This window comes from Hymenobacter sp. J193 (assembly GCF_024700075.1).
Classification (GTDB): Bacteria; Bacteroidota; Bacteroidia; order Cytophagales; family Hymenobacteraceae; genus Hymenobacter.
The window spans coordinates 102,365-119,544 of record NZ_JAJONE010000004.1 but is presented as its reverse complement, the minus strand read 5'-3'; the positions used below and the strand labels follow the sequence as shown (position 1 = coordinate 119,544).

Below are 17,180 nucleotides of genomic sequence, written 5' to 3'. Positions count from 1 at the left end.
CCGGGGTAGGACCACGGAATTTCAGCGGTGCTGCCTTACTTAACAGTTATTTTTGTTACGTAATTCTCTACTTTCCAAAGCCATGCACCCCCTTCGTCTCCCTCCGTCACTGCGGCCTCACTTTCAGCGGGAATTGCAGGCCGCCCGGGTGGCCTACGCCCGGCAGGACGCGGCCGGTGCGTTTCATCATTTGGAGCGGGCCCACGTGCTGGGCCAGCGTTGGGCTATGTCCCACACGCACGTGCACCTGCTTATGCTGCTGCACGGCCTGCGCACCCGAAACCTGCGCGAAATCATAGGGCAATTGCCCCGCATCGTGTTTGGCTTTCTGGGCTCGCTAGTCGGGCAAGTGCCTACGGGCAATACCGGGGGTGCCAACGTCAAAGCCGAGCAGCCCATGCCCGTTCCGGCCGACCTGCAGCATCTGTTGACCCAATACACTTAGCCTAAAGGCATGCGTTAGCGCAAAAGCCCCTTGCGGTTTGTGCCCCATCTAATCAAGGGGCGAATGGTAGTCCATGAAAGCTCTACCTTGCTGACATGAAGCAACTCCTACTTTTTCAGCTGCAGGTACTTGATGCGCCCGTGGGTGTGCAGATGGCCGTGCAGCAGGGGAATGGAGAACTGATTTTGCCGGTGGTGTGGACCCCGGAGCGGCTCGTCTTCGAGGTTTCGTTGACGGTTAGCTTTCCTAAGGGCGAAGTGCAGCCCCGGCTCACCGGACCGGGGGTGCAAGGCCCGGTAAGCGGACGGTTTCTTTACGTGAATGCGGGCACCTCCGCTGGTCAGGTCAATTCGTGCTGGACGCGCCGGGCGAAAGTTCCGTTGCCTACGCTCACGCCCGAGATGCTGGAGCAAACCTTGAGCAGCCCCGGACTTGTCCTGCAGGCTTCCATCCACGGACAAGCCCGGGATGGCGGCCCGGCGTGCGCCAGCGTGCGATTGCTGGGCAACGGCTGGGTTCTTGCGCCGGCGTTTGCCCGCTAGTCCGGGCCGCTTAACCGCAGCAGCCTTTCGGGCCGGCGGTTTGGATGGGCGGGCAGGGCACGGTGCCGTAGGAGCAGTACACGCAGCAGTCGCCGGCCAGGGGCTTAAGCACCGTGTGGCAGCTGGTGCATTCGTAAAACCACTGGCAGGCGTCGGTCGGCATCTGCTCGGCCTGCGCGTGCTGGCACACCGGGCAAGTCAGCACCGAAGTCAGCGTCACGGTGGGCGCGGGGGTAGAAGGCGTTATTGGAATCATGGAAAGGCGCTTAACGGGTGGCGGAAGGATTCAGCACCGAATAACCCGTGCCGTTGATGGTTTTCTCGACCTTGGCTGCCGGGGTTACGGCCGCATTGAAGCGGACCTGGGCAGTGCCCTGCTCGTAGGACACTTGCACACTTTGCACTCCCGGCAGCTGCTGCACGTCGTGCTCGACGTGGCGGGCGCAGGCCTCGCAGGTCATGCCGCCGATGCGGTAGGAACTGGTTTGCAGCACCGGGGCCGCGCTGGTGGCCACCACGGGCTGGGGAGCTGCCGATGGGTAGAACCGCGCTCCGTAGTAGGGAAAGGCCAGCAGCAGCGCGGCCAGCACGGTGATTGTAGCCAGAAAGCCTCGCGACTGCATCAGCGAAGGCTTGGCCGGCACGGGGCAGCCGCAGTCATCGGCTGCCGTGGGCGCGGGTCGCAGGTGCTGAAACCAAGCGAAGCCCAGCACGCCAACGGTCAGGGCAATGAGATAGGGGCGCAACGGTTCCAGCCAGGCAAACGTGCTGGCCACGCCGCCCAGCCCGCCCACAATGGCCAGCAGCGGGGTAATGCAGCACAGCGAAGCGGCGAGGGCGGCCAGCAGGCCCGTGCCGGCCAGGGACTTGGTGGGAGTAGCGGGTGTGGAATTCATCGGGCAGGTGTGAGGGAAGCAGAGGTGGATGCCGGAGTCAGCAGCGGCTGCAGCACGGACAAATGCGCCGCCGACAGCGAGTAAAATACCGTTTGCCCTACTTTGCGGGCCTGTATCACCCCCCCGTCCTTGAGCTTGCGCAGGTGCTGGGAGATGGCCGACACGTTCATCTGCAGCACGTCGGCTAAGTCACACACGCACAGCTGCTGCTTGTCCAGCAGCAGAAACAGCATTTTCAGGCGTACCTCGTTGCCGGCCAGTGCCAACACGGCTGCCAGTGACTGCAGCTCCGGCTCGGCGGCGGCCAAGCGGTGTTTGCTCTGTTCAATGTGGGCAGTATCAGCAAAAACCCGAATGCAAGTAGGTGAGGTCATAACCTGAATTTCAACAAAGGTAGTGTTTTCTTATTTAAGCAAACGCTAAAATACGTCTCCCTTATCGTCCCGCCAATAAGTTTATGCCGGTTAATCTATCGACTGGTTCAGCCCATTATGACATTAACCCAATGGTAGATGGGACGGTACCCCACGTTTATAAAAGCTTTATTGGAAGCGGGATTGGTGATATCTGAGAGCAAACCGCAAACCTCAGCCCTGTGCTGCAACAGCCCGTTGGTCACTGTCCTCAGCAGCAAGGAAGCATACCCTTTATTCCGGTGTTCCGGCAGCGTGTACAAGCTGCCCAGCAGGGGGTTATTAAACTCCTCGGTTTCCATCACCTGCAGCATGCAGCAGACCTCGCCTTGACTTTTGACCACGAACAAGCCATTATTCTCAATTCCGTACAGCACCTGCCCAAACGCCTTGTCCTCATCCCGGGAAGGCTTGTCGGGATATTCGTCCGCATCAAACGCTAGCGTCATTTCAGTCAGCGCATGCACGTCCTCCAAGCTGCCATTTTCAACGCTGGCATTAGGTACATGGCTTTTGCCCAACACTTCATCACATTGGTAGACGAGCCGTTCCTTGAACACCCGCCACTGGCAGTCGTGCCTTTGCAGTAGCTCAACAATCAAGTCGCGCTGCCCTAGAAACTGAAAGTCCTGCTTGCAGTTGCCAACATCTACCTGCGCAGCCAATAAGTCCAGCATCGGGGCCGTCCACCCAAAGCTGAACAGATAATAACTACCCGTGACGTGCAGGGCTATTATTTGGTGGCCGTCTTCGTCCACGATGTTGTAAGCGTTGAAAACGCCTGATTCCTTGCTTCGCAGCCGGGGTAGCAGCTTAAACACGTGGAAGTAGACGTAAAAGTGCGCTTCCAGATGCTTTTGGTTATGGTCCAGGAAGTCTTGAAAGTGCGTAAACGTTAAAAGCTTTGCCATTTGAAAGAGTATGGGTGTTTTGGGCCAGCACGCGTTGCTGCCGGCCTGAATGCTACTCTGGCGTTTCGAGCTGCATCCAGGTACGGCGAGTGCCACAGGCGGTGCATTCCATCAGCAACTCCGTGGCGTGAGCATAGCGCTCCAGCACCTCTACATGGGCGTGTAGCGTTTCCTGCCGGCAAGTGGCACAGGGCAGCAACTCGGTTGCCTCCAGCTGTTCCTGCAAAAACTCAAGTTCATCGTCCTTCATCAGTGGCAAGGTAGCAGTTGGCCGCAGTCAATTGTGGCTTATCCGCTCTTCGCTTGGCTTTCCCGGATGGTTAAGGCCTCTTTGGCCTGGGCTAAGTTGAAAAGGTACTGCCGGGCCAGCGCAGGATTTTCCCGGTGGGCCCATGCCCGGGCCCGACGTGCTTTCTCAACCGGCCCTTCGGGCAGGCGCGCGGGTACTGGCTCGGGCCAATGGCAAGCGCCCTGCCGAAAGAATTCTTCGATTGCTGCCAGCAGCGTAAGCGTGCGCTCCGCTTGCTGGGGCCACTGGTCCAGCAATTGTTCCAGCTCCCAGCTGGCCGCTTCGTACTCGGCTTCTATGTATAAATCCATGGGTCTGGTTTGGGATTACGTGCGGAGATGGCGGGTGCTTACCGTTCCGGGCCTTCATGTTCACGGCCGGGCGGCGGTAGCGAGGCGATGCGCTGTGCTTCCTGCAAACTGCGCCCAGCCCCCCGCAGGGTGGCGGCATCGTCGGCCAATGCCGGTATCTTTTCGGCTCTGGTCAATGCCTCGGCCACTGCCTGTAGGTTAGCCCCGCCCAGGTAAGATGATTTCTCCACGGCCTTGGCGGCCCGCGACAAGGAATCCGCCGGCCCGGGGTAGCCCTGTTCTTCCAACCCTTCCACCAACTGTTTGGCGGCCTGCACAAAAGCGGCTGTTCCCGCGGGCGCTGAGCTGGTAACCGGTAAAGCCGGCGTGGAAGCAACTTCCTTACTTGGCACCGGGGGCTGCATAACTGCCAGCGCAGCCCCAAAACGGGCAGCCTCGCGTTTGGACTCCGGGTCCTGAAAGCGTTTATCCTGCACTACCTCCTGTAGCAGTTGTTGCAGGCCGGCTCCGTGCTGGACCACGCCGGCCTGCGGGTTGCGGTCGATGTCGAGCACCTGGCTCAGCAAGGCGTCCGCGCGCTGGTTGCGCCGGTAGTCCACGCCGGCCACCAGCTGCTGCAGGGCCGGGGTGGCGGCCACCAGTTCGCGCAGCTGCTCTATCTGCCGGACCGCGGGGGTCGGTCCGTCGGGCAGGGGGCGGACCTGACTGGAGTGGCGGGCCAACTCGGCTTCCGGCCCGGGCAGGGGCGTGGTGTTGCGGGCAAACAAGTCACGTAGGGCCTGCAAGTCCTTCTCGCGGTGAAGCGCCCCGTGCATACTCACAATACCCTGGTCCCGGGCTGGGTTAAGTTTTTCGTGCTCCTGGGCAAAGTCAACCCGGTAGCCCGCCTGCTGCGCCAGCTCACTGAATGCGGCCTGAAGCGTGCGCCCGTTGCCCTCGCGGAAGGCGTGCACGTGGTTGTAGTGGTCAAAGTAGTAGGCCGCCCGCTCGGCAAACGCGGCCGGGGTGGGCAAGCCCTTGAGGTTGTTTTCCTGCTTGAGTTGCTCACCCAGCGCGTTCAAACGCTCGTCAATACGCTCATAAGGCGCGAAGTGCATGGGCCGCTCGATACCCGGCAGGTCGGCCGCCTTGACTCCTTGAAAAGTACCCTCCCGGCGGGTCTGGCCGGCCCACTCAAATGTGTCCTGGAAAAGGTACTGGTGCGTCGCGCGCAGCCGCGCGGCATCAAAGCTGTCGCCTTGCGGGCCGCGGCCGGCGGCCAACTCCGCGAGCCGGCGCAGGGAAAGGCGCTTGGTTTCCCGGTCCAGCTCGTCAGCATCGGTGAGGCCGAGCCGGTTGTGGAAAACGCCGGTTTCCGGATTGGTGAAGCGGTCAGTCATAAACGTGCAGTACCCGGCGCTCGGTAACCGAATAACGCCGGGGGCAAAACCGCGCGGCGCTGGTGGCCGGGCTGAGGTGTTGCGAAAGAGAATTACTTGCTTGCCGCGGCGGCAGGCGCCTGGCTCGCGATGAGCTGAGCGCGGTATTCGTCGTGGCGCGCCCCCACGTAATCCAAGTCAACCAGCCCATCTATATACTGCTCGTGGAGCGCGGCCTGCCACTCCGGCACTTCATAGGGACCCTGGCTGCGGGTGATGCCCAGCGACTGGCTAATGATGAACTGCCGCTGCTCGCGGGTCTGCTCGCGGGGGCCAAACTGCGGGGTCGGATAGGCGGGCGTTTCCATCATGCAAAATACGTAAATGGGAGGAACTAGAGGCATTTAATTAACAAAAAACCGGCCCTGAAGGTGCCTCAAATACCGCCTAAAGCATGGGCTCATTGTCCGGCATCTGGCCCGGCTTGAGGGTGTTGGCGTACTGCCCGACGATGCCGGCCACGTCCTCGCGTATCAGGGCAAAGTTGGCCTGAATGACGGCCTGCAGGGCGCCGACCGCCTCGGCTGCGGGCTGGCTCCCGGCCTGCCGCGCCGCCCGGCGCTGGCTCAGCCAGTCCTGGCTGGGCTCCTTCCCTGCCGGCGACGCTTCCAGTACCGGCGCCGGCCCGCCCTCGAACGTGGCCAAGGGGTGCAGCGGGTAATTGCCTGGCGTGGCCTGACGCGCCACTTTCCCCTGGAAAAAGGGCTGCTCCGTTTCCACGGTCTGCCCGATAAATTCTCCCGTCTCCAGGGTAATGGTGTCCTGCAGGCGCACGAGGTTGCGTTCCTGCCAACTCACGCTCTGGTTGCTGCTGCTGCCCGCGCCGCGGGCGCCGCCGCTCTGGCTGCGGCCCAGGCTGGCCGATACCATCTCCCGGTCTTCCTTGCCCACAAGCTCAGACACGAACTTGGCTGTCTCTAGCGAATTGACCTTGCCGAAAAACTGATTGTTAAGGTTGCTCACCATCACCTGCATCTTCTCCCGGCCATAAGCGTCAATCATCTGGCTCAGGTCCTGGGTCATGTAAATCATGGCCACCTTGTTGCTGCGCGCCGTGGCCGGTATCACCTCCAGGTTGGGCACGTAGATGGTAGCGGCCTCGTCGAGGAACACGTAGCTCGGGTGCTTGTGCTGCTGGTTCATTAGCTTCAGGGCCACTGCTACGATGCAGCTGATGACCGGCGAGAAGGTTTCCTTGAGTGTGGGGTCGTTGCCTACCACTAGTACCTTGGGGGCTTTCTTGTCGTTCAGCTCCAGGCTGAACCCCTCCCCCTCTCGCCTCGTCCGGCGTGAGCACCCAGGCAATTTCCGGTGAGTTAATGCGGGTGAGCACAATCTGCAGCGAGGCAATGACGCCGGCCACCTGCTTCTCGGCCCGCTGCTTGACGGCCGTGGTGATGGAGCGCACCATGTCCCCGCACTCGGGGTCCGAGTCGAGCATGCTCAGCACGTGGGTAAAGTCCGGGTGCAGGGCCGTGTTCACCACGTGGGGCAGGGTGCAGAACGTGGGAAAGTTCTTCTTGTAAAACCAGATGATGGCCGTCAGGAAGGCGTTGGCGCTGGTGTCAAAGAAGTCCATCTTTTTGATGCTCTCCGGGTTCAGGTTGGCCATGATGGCGCGGGCGTACTCGTTGGCATAAGCCACCACCGGCATCTTGTCGGCCCGTAGCGGGTTCACTCGCTCGCTGCGTTCCAGGTCTTTAAAGTTGATGATGTGCAGCTGCACTTGAGCGGGCTCCTTCCCTGCCGCCCTGGCTTTGGCATCGGCCAGCACAAAAGCCTTCTGCGCGGCTTCGGCCAGCACCGGAAACTTAAAGTCGTAGATGAGGCCGGCAAAGCCCTTCTGCGTGAACTGCTCAATCAAAGGTTCCCCGATGGAATACGACTTACCTGCCCCGGCGCCGCCCAGCACCAGCGTGCCCCGAAACGGGTTGGGAATGTTAATCCAGCCCCCATCGGTCGTGGCCAAGCTAAAGCCGTGCTCCGACTGCTGCTGCTGGCGCTCGGTGCGCAGCCCAAACCGCTCGGTCTTGTGCAGGGCCCGCACCACACCCGCAACCAGGCCCGCGCCCAGAACCAGCCCGGCGGCCGTGGGATAGAGCCAGGCAATGATGCCCGCCGAAAACGGGGCCAGGGCCAGCAGCAGCGTCCCACTGAGTGAGCCCACCCCCCGCAGCCGCCAGCTGCACGCGCCGCAGCTGCAGCTGTGTGGGCTGCCAGCGCCGCTGCCCGGGCCGGGCGGGGGGCATTTTCAGCAGCAAGGCCAGCAGCCCCCCTCCTACCAGCACCGCACCGCGAACCAGAAGGCCGTAGCGCCGGTAGAAGCTCCCCAGCCCGCCCAGCAGACGGGTGGTAATTGAGGTGCCTAAGCCCGCTTTCGGGCCCGCAGCGGACGTGGCCCCCGCCACTAGGTCCGGGTGGGTCAGAAAGTAGTACTCGCCGCCGGCCAGCACCATCAGGAGAAAGGTCAGGCCGACGTAAAAGCCGGTCAGGCGTTGGTTGCCCGGCTGCCGGGGGGCGCTCATCATGCTCATGCAGAGTTTAGCTAAAGAGTAGGGTTTGATTGAATCACAGTTCGGCTTCCCACTGTCCGCGCCGACGCGGCTCGCCAATGTCCTCGGTTATCACGTGCTCGGGGCCTCTGTTGGCGCGCAGGACTTGCTGCAGGCTGTGCAGGGCCTGCCGCACATGGTGCCCGGTATTGGCGCGGGCCGGCTCCTCACGCCCCGTGGCCAGCAGGTGGTAGGCGTTGTCCAGCGGCTGCCCCTGCCGGGCCCGGTCTTCCAGCCGGCGCAGCCGGTCGTAGAAAATGGGGTCATAGCCCCGGGCCTGCGCGATGCGCTGCACCCGTTCCCCCTCCAGGCGCTGGCTCGGGTCCGCCTGGCGGTTTAAGTGCTCGACGCGCTCCGCAATTCGCGCGTTGCGTTTCGGGTTGGGCGCGTAGACGGCGGGGGCCTCTTTCCGTTTTGGGGCCGGACCCTGGTACTGAAACTGCCGCTCGAATTGCACCCGGGCCTCCTCCTGCCAATCGCGCAGACTGAACCGGCTTACGCGCCCGCCGGGGTTGAGCGTGATGCGCCGATTTCGGTCCCGGGCCGAGACCACCACGTGGATATGCGCCTGCAGGCCGGGGCGCGGCTGCCCCGCTCTGGCATCCCCTTCCTTCACGGCCGGGTCGGTGCCACGGTGGGTGCGCTCATGGTGAATGATGGCGCCCCATACCAGTTCGTCCTTCCCCACCGCCCCGCCGTCTTTGAGGCGGAAGTTCGCCGCGTAGGCCGCCATCACCTCCCGGGTGTAAGCGCGCAGCTTCGCCTCATCACCGCCCCCGATGTGCGCCAGCTCTTCCGGGCTGGGACTCAAGACCAGGGAGTAGAACTTGGCCTCGTTGGCCCGCAGTCCCTTCACGTTGTTATCGAGCGCCGCCAGTACGGATTCTCGGTCCAGTGCCTCCCGCTGCCCGTCAAAGAAGTGCGCTTCCTGGCCGTTTTGCCGGGCCTCGTGGGTCAGGTAATTCAAGGCCTGCGCGGCACTGCCCTGGTTATTATAAGCTTTCTTGCCGCTGGCTTTGGGGTTAATTAGCTTGGCGTGCATGACATTATTTCCCGTTACCAGGCTGTTTATTCAGAGACTTAATGTTAATGGCCGCCATCCCAGCGGCGGTAGCTTCCGCAATACGCTCCTGATTTTTGCGCTGTATTTTATGCAGGGCCTCCCCTCCTTCCGGGGCCAATAAATTCTCCACAACCCGCAGCGTTTGTTCCTGCACGACCTGCTGGCGCAGCTGGGAACGCACCATTTCCAGCAGCAAGCCCCGCTCCTGCTCCTGCAGATAAGAAAACACCCGGTCACCCAGCCGCTTCACTTCCGCCATAATGAGCTGCCCTTCCCGAGCCTGAGCTTCCACCGGGTTCAAGCTCCTTTCCGCGAAGTAGCGGATGGCCGCGTCGGCGTATTCTGTGCGGGTTAGGCCCAGCCGGGCGGACTCCGCTTTTACTAGCCGGTGCGCCGGGCCGCTGACTGTAAGGTGCTTCACGGCCGGGCCAGTGCTTGGCGGTGACAACGATGGGGGATTTTGGTCCTGCATAGCCAATTTTTAACTGCTAGCTGCTGTCTATTAAGAATTTAGAGATTCGTTTTAAGCTTTATCAACTCTGTTGATAAATAACTACCCTTTAATCAGCGCGTTAGCGCAATTAAAGGGTAGTCTTCTTGCTAACTACCCTGCTACCTTCTCTATTGGCATTCGCAAGGCTAGGTGCTAGCTGACTAGGCCGGTTCCGGCTACCGCCGCCTCCCCCGGTAGCCCGTGTTGATTCTGCTTTGGGTTGGAGCATGCTGTTCTGCTTGTGAGAGGTTAAGTCTGCTGCTTGTTCGGTATGCCATGCCGCACCGGTGATGCGCAGTCAGAAGGTGATGACCCCTTTTTATTATTTCCTAGGAAACAAGGAAAATAGAAACTCTGACCTTGCATCCCTGCCGCTTTACGCCCCGTATTCTGGTTTGTTTCTTAGGATTTTAGGAAATAAGTTTCTTAAGAGCTTTTGATAAATGTTTACTGAGAAGTTGGTAATCAATAATTTTTGTTTCCTTTGTTTTAAGTTTTTTCAAGAAATAAGCAAGACAAGAAATCAAGCAGCTTATTTTCTAGTAAAATAGTTGCTTTATTTTCTAGGAAACAAAAAAACAAGTTTACAAGTAAGTTTGAAAACTGAGAAATAAGCTGCTTATTTTGCAACCTGCCTACGCCCGTTGGGGCTTTACCCGTTAGTTCCCCCGTTTTATGAAAATCATCTGCGTTGCCAACCAGAAGGGTGGCATTGGTAAGAGTACCCTCATCACCGTGCTGGCCGGCGCGCTCTCGGCCGACTATGGCTACCGCGTGCTCGTGGTCGATGCCGACTCCCAGCAAACCCTGGCCGGGGTGCGCCTGACCAACGACCAGCCCAGCGTGGACCAGGAGCGCGCAGCCGGCACGCTGGCCGACCCTGCTTTTCCCTATGCCCTGGAATCAGTGGGCATGGGCCAAGTGTATGACCGGCTCGACGAGGTCAGCGACGACTACGATGTGGTGTTCATCGACGTGCCGGGCCGCTCGGATGATACGGCCATGATTGACGTGCTCAGCGGCGCCAACGTGGTGCTCGTGCCCGTGGGGGCCTCGGACGCCGAGCGCCTGGCCACGATTTCCTTTATGCAGCTGCTGCAGGAGATTTCCCGGCTCTCGCGGGAGCAGGGGCTGGACTTCCAATTCTTCGGCGTGCACTCGCACCGCACCAACCTGAAAGAGGAAAAGGACATGGACGAATTCACCGACGCCTTGGGCTTGCCGCGCCTGCAGGCCTCGCTGCGCCAGCTCGGCTGTTACAAGCGCCTCTCAACCCGCTACAGCTACCTCAACCCGGCCTACCGGCGGGCGGTGGGGGCCGATGCTGCCGTGGAAACGGAAGTGCGCGCCCTGTGCGACGAACTGATTGCCCGCGCTGGGCTCACCTCTGAACTCGTATCGTAATGGCCAAGATTCAACGCCTGAAAATCTCCACGGACGAGAAAATGTCCATGCTGCGCGGACAGCCCGGCCACATGCCGGCAGCCCCAGCCGCCACGGAGCCAGCGGCCGCAGCGCCCGTTGCACCACCAGCACCAGCACCAGCACCAGTACCAGCACCAGTACCAGCACCAGTACCAGCACCAGTACCAGCACCGGTGGCCGCTCCGCCAGTAACGAAAGCTCCGGCAGCAGCGGCAGCAGCACCAGCGCCAGCCGCTCAGCCCGTAACCAAGCCGCAGCAGGCCGCTGTAGCGCCGGAAGCCCGCAAGGGGAGGGGGCGCCCCCCCAAGGTACAAGCACCAGCTCAGGCGGAAAGTGGGGCTGTGGGGCTGCAGCCTTCCTTAATTCGCCTGGAGGGGGAAACCCAGCGGGCCGCCCTGGCTTACATCCACGAGGAGCTTATGCACCACAGCCGGCGGGTGTACTTAAAAGAGTTGGTCGACGAAGCGGTTAACTACTACCTCCAGCACGGCCCGCCCGCTAAAGGGAAGTAGAGGGAGTTCCAGCCGGCGAGCTAACCCCGGACTGCACCTCAGCCAGGACCACGGCGATTATGTCCTGCACGGGCTCGTTGAGCAAATCCGCAACCCGCAGCAGCTCGGCGATGGTGAGCGTGGACGGGTCGGCCTCGCGCTGCTTGATGGTGCGGTAAGTCATGCGCAGGTGCTCCATCAGCTCGCGCTCGGTGAAGCTGAAGCGGCCGTGGCGCAGCAGGTCGGTAAACCGCCGGGCCGGCGCGGTGGCAACGCGGGGCGGTAGGGGAGGGGGGGTAGGCATAAAAAACGTTAAGGAAGCAAGCCGGCAGACCGGGGACGGTGGAACGGTACCCCACTGCCCCCGGTCCCGCCGATGAAAGAAGATGTAAGCGACGGCTAAGGGTCAGCACTCGTCCAACGGATAGGGGCGCGGGTTCTGGCGCGCCTCCTCAGCCAGGGTTTGGTCTTCCCACTCGGCCACCCGCTGCATGATGTTGGTCAGCCAGCGGCCCAGCCGGGCGGGGTCGGTTTCGGCCAGGATGCGGCCGGTGGCCGTGCGGCGCTGCTCATCGGTAAAGGCGGGATGCTCCAGCAGGCGGGTCAGCTCGATGCGCTGCGTGGCGACCACGACCGTGGTCAGCGAAGGCAGGGTTTCCTGCCCCAAAATCACCGGTGGCAGCGTGGGCAGCACCGGGCGGGACGGTATGGCCCCGGTTTCCCCGCAGCATGCTGGCTGCGCATGCTCAGAGGCCACGACCACAGCCGCAGGGGCGGGGCTGGCGGGGGTCGGCTGCGGGTCGGGCTCGGTATCCTCGGGAGCCGGGCGGCCCAGTATCAGCTCTGCCGCGCGCTGGGCCCGGCTGGCGGCCTGCACCACCAGCTTTTTATCCCCGCGCAGCTGCTCCAGCCAAAACTGTAGGTAGGCGGCCGTGTTTTCCAGCGTGGCGCTGGGGTTTAGGCCAGCGTGGCCGCACAGAAAAGCGGCGCCCATTTCCGCCGTCAGCTCCTCGCGGGCGTAGCCGGCGCGGCCACTCGGGCGCAGGGCTTCGGCCAGGTCGGGACGGTCCAGGCGGCTGGCGTGGCCGGTGGCGTGGGTCAGCTCGTGAAATAGGGTCGAGTAATAGGCCTCGCCACTGATGAAGGTTTCCGGGCGGGGTACTTGTACAAAGTCAGGACCCGGAGCATAGAAGGCCTGCGTACCGCCGTGCTCAATCCGGGGGCAGGTAGCCCAATTCGTTACCAGGGCCTCGGCGGCTGCCAAGGGCTCGTGGTTCCGGTCTTGGGGCTGCTCGGGCAGGACGATTTCCACGCCTTCCACGTCGTCCACGGAAAAGACCGTGTAGTACTTGATAAATGGCGTTTTCTCTTCCTCGCCGGTTTGCTTGTCGGTGCGAGTCGTGACGTTGTAGTAAATCACGGGCATGCCCTTGGCACCCTTGCGGATGTTGCCGCCCAGCTCCTTGGCCTGCCGGAACGTTAGAAAGAACGGCGTGCCGCCGACCAGGTGCAGCAGAAAGGCATTGATGCCGGTGTAAGCCCGGCCGCTCACGTAGTTGCGGGGCAGACCGTAGGCCGCGTGCCAGGGCTTGCGCCAGGCAATCTGACCGGCTTCGAGGGCCTCAATTACCCGGTCGGTTACAAGCTGGTACACATCGGGGCGGGCAGTGTTTTGAGCGGCGGGGCGGGCTTGCTTTATCATCGCTGAGTAAGGGCTAAGTGACTGTTTCTAAAACCGTTTCCTTACTTATTAAACGCATTTTTAGCGTCATTTGTTGCTTTTTTAACAACAATTATTGATTTATTTGCCCTTCGTAAAACATTTCTCCCCCACTGCCCCTTGGCGTCTGAACTACCCTGGGTAGTGGTCGCATCTGTAACCTGGGGACGGTGGAATGGCGCTTCCCCGAGCGTTTGCTTAGGAGACCGGCGGTTAGGGTTTAAAACGAAAACGCCCGATTGGATAACCAACCGGGCGTTTCAGCGAGCCGAGCCGCGACCTACTGCGCGGGGCCAAATTGCTGCTTGAGAAATTTGAGCAGGCTTTGGCGGGAAGCTTCCCCAATTTGAATCAGGGGGGCGCCGTCGTTAAGGTAAAACAGGATGGGGTTGGCCTTGGTAACGGCCTCGGACCAGGCCTCGGCCGACAGGGTCGATGGTAGTTGCAGCAGGGGTTGGTATTCGTCCCGGATAAGCTGTAAAATCAGGCCTTTCATGGCCGGGCAGAAGTTGGAAAATGGCCGGTGACCGGTAGATATCATAACGGAGGGTACTAGCGTGGAAGGGAATGCAAAGAGGGTTCCGGCCTGCCCGCAATAGCAAGGGCCGGAAAAAAAACAGCCCAGCCCGCGGGCAGTAAGCAAGCCGCGGGCAGCCGCATAATTGCGGCGGGACGTTTACCAGGAAGTTGGATTAGCCTCGATGCGGACCCACAAACAGGGCCGGGCGCTCGGAAATAGGCAGCGGCCGCAGAGCAGCGGGTGCCAGGGTCTGGTCTGCCAGGAGCAGGCCAAACGGAGCATGAGTAGTAGAACCTGTTTTTGCCAGCATGGTGGGCAGCTTGCTATTCCTGCAAAACTAAAGAATCAGCGCACATTTTCTGGGTCTTTGACTCAGAAGCAGAATCCGCTTACCGCTCGGGCCCGGCAGTACGCTCGGCTAGGGTGCTGGCACTAATACCGCTAGGAGCTAGACGGTGCCGCTCAGCCCGGTCGGCAGCGTGCTCGTGCAGGTGGGCGCCGGGCTGGCGGGCCACGTCATCGAGCGCCGCACTAACCCGCGCCAGGTTCGGCTGGTCGAGCCGGTAGCTGACTTCGATTTCACTGTGGCGCTGGTGAGTGGCTGGGTCGGTGGCGCTGCGCAGCGAGCCGGTGTTCAGGCCCGCGGCGCGCAGCTGCTCCGCTACGGCTTCCGCCTGACCGTTAGCCCCCGGCTGCGGCTCCGGCTCGTCGATGCGAATGATGGCCGTTTTCGTCACCGATTGCTGCTCCGGGGGAGCGGCGGCTAACCGCCGACGCTCAGCCTGCTCGTCAACGGGTTCGGTGAGCGTCACCAACGGCGACTTATCCAGCGCATCGAGCGTCTGGCTGAGCTGGCGCAGGCCGCCGGGCGTACCGTGGGGCTGGTAGCGTACGTCGAGCTCACTGCGCAGCTGTCCGCTGGTGGGGTCCGTTTCCGCTCGCAACTCTATTTGGGCGCCGGCCTTGCGCAGCAGCTCCCGCATCTGCTGGGCCTGGCTGGGTGTGGCCTCATCCGCCGGAGTGGGCTCGGTTACCGTCAGCTGCACGGCCCGCTGCAGGGCTGGGTCGCCGCTGGCCGCTGCGACTACGAGCCCAGCAGCCTGACGCCGGTGCTCGGCATCCCGGTGCTGAGCCTCCGGTGAGCTGGCTGCCTGCTCACGCTCGGCTTCGCGCTGCTGAGCCTGCTGGCGCTGCTCCTGTTCCTGACGGGCTTTTTCCTGGCGTAGCTGCTCCTTGGCCAGTTCGTCGGTGCGGGCTTGCTGTGCAATTTGCTCGCGGCTGAGGCCCTGACTTAACAGCTCCAGGTCGCGGTTAAAGTCCTTGCTGATGGCGTACTCGGTGCGAATAAAGTTCTCGGGCTGCCGGCCTGGCTCTTGGGACTGGCGCTCAAGCTGCTCGCGCTGCGTTTCGCGCTGGGCGTGCAGGGTGCGGGCCAGGTCTTCGAGGGCGTGGCTGTCAGCATTGGGAACAACCAGGCGCACGACGGTTTCCTGCCGGGTGGCCCGCTGCACCTCCAGGACCACCGTTTCGTCCGCCGCCGGCCGTAGCTGCTGCACCTGCGCGGTGAGCTGGCTCAGCTGCTCGGTACCCTCGGCACGAGTGGCGTGGTGATACTCCACCCGCAGGGCGGTGTGGTACTTGCCGGCGGCTGTGGCGTGCCACTCTACCGGGCGGGGGGCTTCGTCGTAGGCCACCTGGCCATCGGCTACTTCCCGGGCCCGGCGCGGCACCTGCAGCTCGTTGAGGTAATTGATGTTGAAGCGGCGGCCGGCGGCGTCGTTGTCGTTGGCCAGCACCACTTCCTTCGGCTCCTGCTTGTCAATGAGCTTTTGAATGAGTTCCACCTGCCGCTCGGTGACGGTGCCGCTGGTGGCCACGTAAAGCGTGTTGGGCTGCCCTTGCGCGCCGCGGTGGTGGAGCTGGTGGTAGCTCATGGCATCCACGGGGCTCTCCGACACCACCATACGCTGCACGGGCGTGTCCTTGCCCTCGGTGGGGTGCGACACCCACACCCCGGTTTTGGGCAGCTGCAGCAAGTGCTTGTACTCGTTGTTGCGCTGCTCCACGGTGGCAATGCCGTGCTCGTTGTAGAGGGGAAAAGCCGTGTTGCGGAAGTTGCCCTGCTGGCTGGTGAAGACCCGCACCTGAAAAGCCGGGCTGTCGATGGTCTCATCGGAGAGATGGCGATTATGCAGGTAGCTGCGGTCGGTTAGCGTGGCGTGGGTGCCCATCACCGCCGCCACGAGACGGGCCCGGCGCTCGGCCTCCGATTCCATCTCGGTCGGCCCGGTGGGCGTGGGTGCGTACGCCGCCGGGGCGGGCAGTGGGGGAGAGGTGGCCGCCTGCCAGCCTTGCTCGGGCTCGCCCAAGTACTGGCGCAGGGTCTGCCGCACCTGGCCCAGGGTCTGGTTTTCGCGGGTTTTCACGAAGTCGATGATGGAGCCGGAGTCCCGGTCGTCGCCGGGGTTCAGGTACACCTGGTGGTCGCCCTTGCGGGAGACGATGAGCATCTCGCCGTCCTTTTCCAGCTGGTGCCAGTGACCACGGGGGCCGGCCTTTTTCACGTCGTAGCCGTGGCGCCGGGTGGCGTAGTCCACCAGGTCAATGGATTGCTTGAAGCGGTCGAGCTCCTGCGGGTCGTTGTCGCGCGGGGGAGAAGTTGCGGGCATAGAAGTAGAATGGAAGGGGTACAAACCAGCCGCGCCGCCGGAATCCGGGGCGGGAATCAAAACCAAAAAGCAGTAGGGGAGGGGCAGCTAGCTGACCAGCTCCTCGTGGGCGGCCAGCTGCTCGCGCAGCGTGGCCAGCAGCGCCGCGTCGGCAAAAAGGTAGTGCTCGCAGAGCTGGCCGCTCACGTACAGGCGCACCAGTTCGGTCTCGAAGCCGAACACGCGCAGGTGCTTCTGCACCAGGCGGTACTCTTCGCGCTGCAGGCTACCGGTTTTCAGGCCCACGCTGGTCGTGTAGGGAAAGCCATAGGCGGTGCAGGTGGCCCGCAGGCCCCCGTGGGGCAGGCTGCGCAGTCGCAGCTGCACGTAGCGCCGGGCTTCATCATAGGCTATGGCCAGAGCCGGATTGGGCAGTTGGGGGCCCAAGGCGGCCGGGGTAGTCGCAGGTTTGCTGGCCGGGCGGCGGGAAGCAACGGAAGCAGGCATAGGGAAAAGAGCAACGTGGAGCGGTCGGGCTCCAGGGCCTTTCCGCTAGTTAGGGGATGAAGTGGGCGTAGTAGGTGGCGCCGGGGCGTCGAAGGGTGGGTTGTCGAAGAGGTTGAGCTCGGCCTTGAAGCGGGTCAGGCTGTCGGGCGAGGTGAACAGGAAAAAGTGGCGGCGCGACTGGTGCACGATGATGCGCAGCAGCTCGGTGGGGAACTGGAAGTGGGTCATCAGCCGCTGCAAGAGCACGGCCTGGGTTTCCTCCTCCAGCTTTTTGATTTCAATCAGCCGGGCGTAGTTGAACTTATGCTGCTGGGCCCAGGGCTTGAGCTGCCCGTGCAGTAGCGTGTTGAGGCGGTGGCGGATGTAGCGCAGAACGGTGGCATAGGAAACGATGAGCGCGGGGTCAGGAAAGCCCGCATTGACCGGCTCTACTGGGGTAGTAGTCGGGGGAGTGGGAATAGAAGTGTTCATGCAGCAGCAATTGGAGGGCGCGCAAGGTAGCAAACCAGCCGGCCGTCTGCACTACCGCACTTGCT

At 62.2% G+C, this 17,180-nt stretch carries 22 protein-coding genes; 4 read left to right on the top strand and 18 right to left on the bottom strand.

Annotated features, from left to right (window positions below):
• Positions 1 to 82 precede the first annotated feature (82 nt).
• A complete protein-coding gene (locus LRS06_RS23130; RefSeq protein WP_187317317.1) occupies positions 83 to 445 on the top strand; it encodes a DUF3703 domain-containing protein in 363 nt (120 codons plus the stop codon).
• 95 nt (positions 446 to 540) lie between these two features.
• Entirely contained in the window at positions 541 to 987 is a 447-nt protein-coding gene (locus LRS06_RS23125) for a DUF5990 family protein (RefSeq protein ID WP_187317318.1), read from the top strand.
• A 10-nt stretch (positions 988 to 997) separates the two neighbouring features.
• Here LRS06_RS23125 and LRS06_RS23120 read toward each other — a convergent pair whose 3' ends face one another.
• The 11 genes from LRS06_RS23120 to LRS06_RS23070 form a co-directional block, all read right to left on the bottom strand.
• Positions 998 to 1,243 carry a GDCCVxC domain-containing (seleno)protein gene (locus LRS06_RS23120; RefSeq protein ID WP_187317319.1) on the bottom strand — a complete coding sequence of 82 codons (246 nt, stop codon included), beginning with the start codon at positions 1,241 to 1,243 and terminating at the stop codon, positions 998 to 1,000.
• A 10-nt stretch (positions 1,244 to 1,253) separates the two neighbouring features.
• Complete coding sequence (gene merTP, locus LRS06_RS23115; RefSeq protein WP_187317320.1) at positions 1,254 to 1,883, bottom strand: mercuric transport protein MerTP; 630 nt, start codon at positions 1,881 to 1,883, stop codon at positions 1,254 to 1,256.
• A complete protein-coding gene (locus LRS06_RS23110) occupies positions 1,880 to 2,257 on the bottom strand; it encodes a helix-turn-helix transcriptional regulator (RefSeq protein ID WP_187317321.1) in 378 nt (125 codons plus the stop codon). The genes merTP and LRS06_RS23110 overlap by 4 nt, the downstream gene beginning before the upstream one ends.
• A 107-nt stretch (positions 2,258 to 2,364) precedes the next feature.
• Positions 2,365 to 3,207 (bottom strand): GNAT family N-acetyltransferase, encoded by an 843-nt coding sequence (locus tag LRS06_RS23105; RefSeq protein ID WP_187317322.1) that lies wholly within the window; start codon positions 3,205 to 3,207, stop codon positions 2,365 to 2,367.
• A gap of 52 nt (positions 3,208 to 3,259) precedes the next feature.
• A complete protein-coding gene (locus tag LRS06_RS23100; RefSeq protein ID WP_187317323.1) occupies positions 3,260 to 3,457 on the bottom strand; it encodes a hypothetical protein in 198 nt (65 codons plus the stop codon).
• Positions 3,458 to 3,495: 38 nt separating this feature from the next.
• Complete coding sequence (locus LRS06_RS23095) at positions 3,496 to 3,807, bottom strand: hypothetical protein (RefSeq protein ID WP_187317324.1); 312 nt, start codon at positions 3,805 to 3,807, stop codon at positions 3,496 to 3,498.
• Positions 3,808 to 3,845: 38 nt separating this feature from the next.
• On the bottom strand, positions 3,846 to 5,186 hold the full coding sequence (locus LRS06_RS23090; protein ID WP_187317325.1) for a Fic family protein: 1,341 nt from the start codon (positions 5,184 to 5,186) through the stop codon (positions 3,846 to 3,848).
• Positions 5,187 to 5,278: 92 nt separating this feature from the next.
• Entirely contained in the window at positions 5,279 to 5,569 is a 291-nt protein-coding gene (locus LRS06_RS23085) for a hypothetical protein (RefSeq protein WP_187317326.1), read from the bottom strand.
• 43 nt (positions 5,570 to 5,612) lie between these two features.
• Positions 5,613 to 6,446 carry a type IV secretory system conjugative DNA transfer family protein gene (locus LRS06_RS23080; RefSeq protein ID WP_257873699.1) on the bottom strand — a complete coding sequence of 278 codons (834 nt, stop codon included), beginning with the start codon at positions 6,444 to 6,446 and terminating at the stop codon, positions 5,613 to 5,615.
• 1,347 nt (positions 6,447 to 7,793) lie between these two features.
• Positions 7,794 to 8,819, bottom strand: coding sequence for a DUF5712 family protein (locus LRS06_RS23075; RefSeq protein ID WP_187317328.1), 1,026 nt, complete (start codon positions 8,817 to 8,819; stop codon positions 7,794 to 7,796).
• A 4-nt stretch (positions 8,820 to 8,823) separates the two neighbouring features.
• Positions 8,824 to 9,261 (bottom strand): hypothetical protein, encoded by a 438-nt coding sequence (locus tag LRS06_RS23070; RefSeq protein ID WP_187317329.1) that lies wholly within the window; start codon positions 9,259 to 9,261, stop codon positions 8,824 to 8,826.
• Positions 9,262 to 10,008: 747 nt separating this feature from the next.
• Here LRS06_RS23070 and LRS06_RS23065 point away from each other — a divergent pair.
• Entirely contained in the window at positions 10,009 to 10,737 is a 729-nt protein-coding gene (locus LRS06_RS23065) for a ParA family protein (protein WP_187317330.1), read from the top strand.
• Positions 10,737 to 11,270, top strand: coding sequence for a hypothetical protein (locus LRS06_RS23060; RefSeq protein WP_257873698.1), 534 nt, complete (start codon positions 10,737 to 10,739; stop codon positions 11,268 to 11,270). The genes LRS06_RS23065 and LRS06_RS23060 overlap by 1 nt, the downstream gene beginning before the upstream one ends.
• On the opposite strand, the gene LRS06_RS23055 is transcribed toward LRS06_RS23060, so the two are convergent.
• From LRS06_RS23055 to LRS06_RS23025, 7 genes are all read right to left on the bottom strand, one after another.
• A complete protein-coding gene (locus LRS06_RS23055) occupies positions 11,257 to 11,553 on the bottom strand; it encodes a hypothetical protein (protein WP_187317331.1) in 297 nt (98 codons plus the stop codon). The genes LRS06_RS23060 and LRS06_RS23055 overlap by 14 nt on opposite strands.
• 102 nt (positions 11,554 to 11,655) lie before the next feature.
• Positions 11,656 to 12,951, bottom strand: coding sequence for an ArdC family protein (locus LRS06_RS23050; protein ID WP_257873632.1), 1,296 nt, complete (start codon positions 12,949 to 12,951; stop codon positions 11,656 to 11,658).
• Positions 12,952 to 13,249: 298 nt separating this feature from the next.
• The gene (locus LRS06_RS23045; RefSeq protein ID WP_187317333.1) at positions 13,250 to 13,510 is read right to left on the bottom strand and encodes a hypothetical protein; all 261 of its coding nucleotides are present in this window, start codon (positions 13,508 to 13,510) and stop codon (positions 13,250 to 13,252) included.
• Positions 13,511 to 13,661: 151 nt separating this feature from the next.
• Positions 13,662 to 13,799 (bottom strand): hypothetical protein, encoded by a 138-nt coding sequence (locus LRS06_RS23040; protein WP_257873631.1) that lies wholly within the window; start codon positions 13,797 to 13,799, stop codon positions 13,662 to 13,664.
• Positions 13,800 to 13,878: 79 nt separating this feature from the next.
• Positions 13,879 to 16,158 (bottom strand): toprim domain-containing protein, encoded by a 2,280-nt coding sequence (locus tag LRS06_RS23035; RefSeq protein ID WP_257873697.1) that lies wholly within the window; start codon positions 16,156 to 16,158, stop codon positions 13,879 to 13,881.
• Between the two features lie 87 nt (positions 16,159 to 16,245).
• Positions 16,246 to 16,644, bottom strand: a complete 399-nt coding sequence (locus tag LRS06_RS23030) for a hypothetical protein (RefSeq protein WP_187317335.1) — start codon at positions 16,642 to 16,644, stop codon at positions 16,246 to 16,248.
• Positions 16,645 to 16,689: 45 nt separating this feature from the next.
• Positions 16,690 to 17,115 carry a hypothetical protein gene (locus tag LRS06_RS23025; protein ID WP_257873696.1) on the bottom strand — a complete coding sequence of 142 codons (426 nt, stop codon included), beginning with the start codon at positions 17,113 to 17,115 and terminating at the stop codon, positions 16,690 to 16,692.
• Between the last annotated feature and the right edge of the window lie 65 nt (positions 17,116 to 17,180).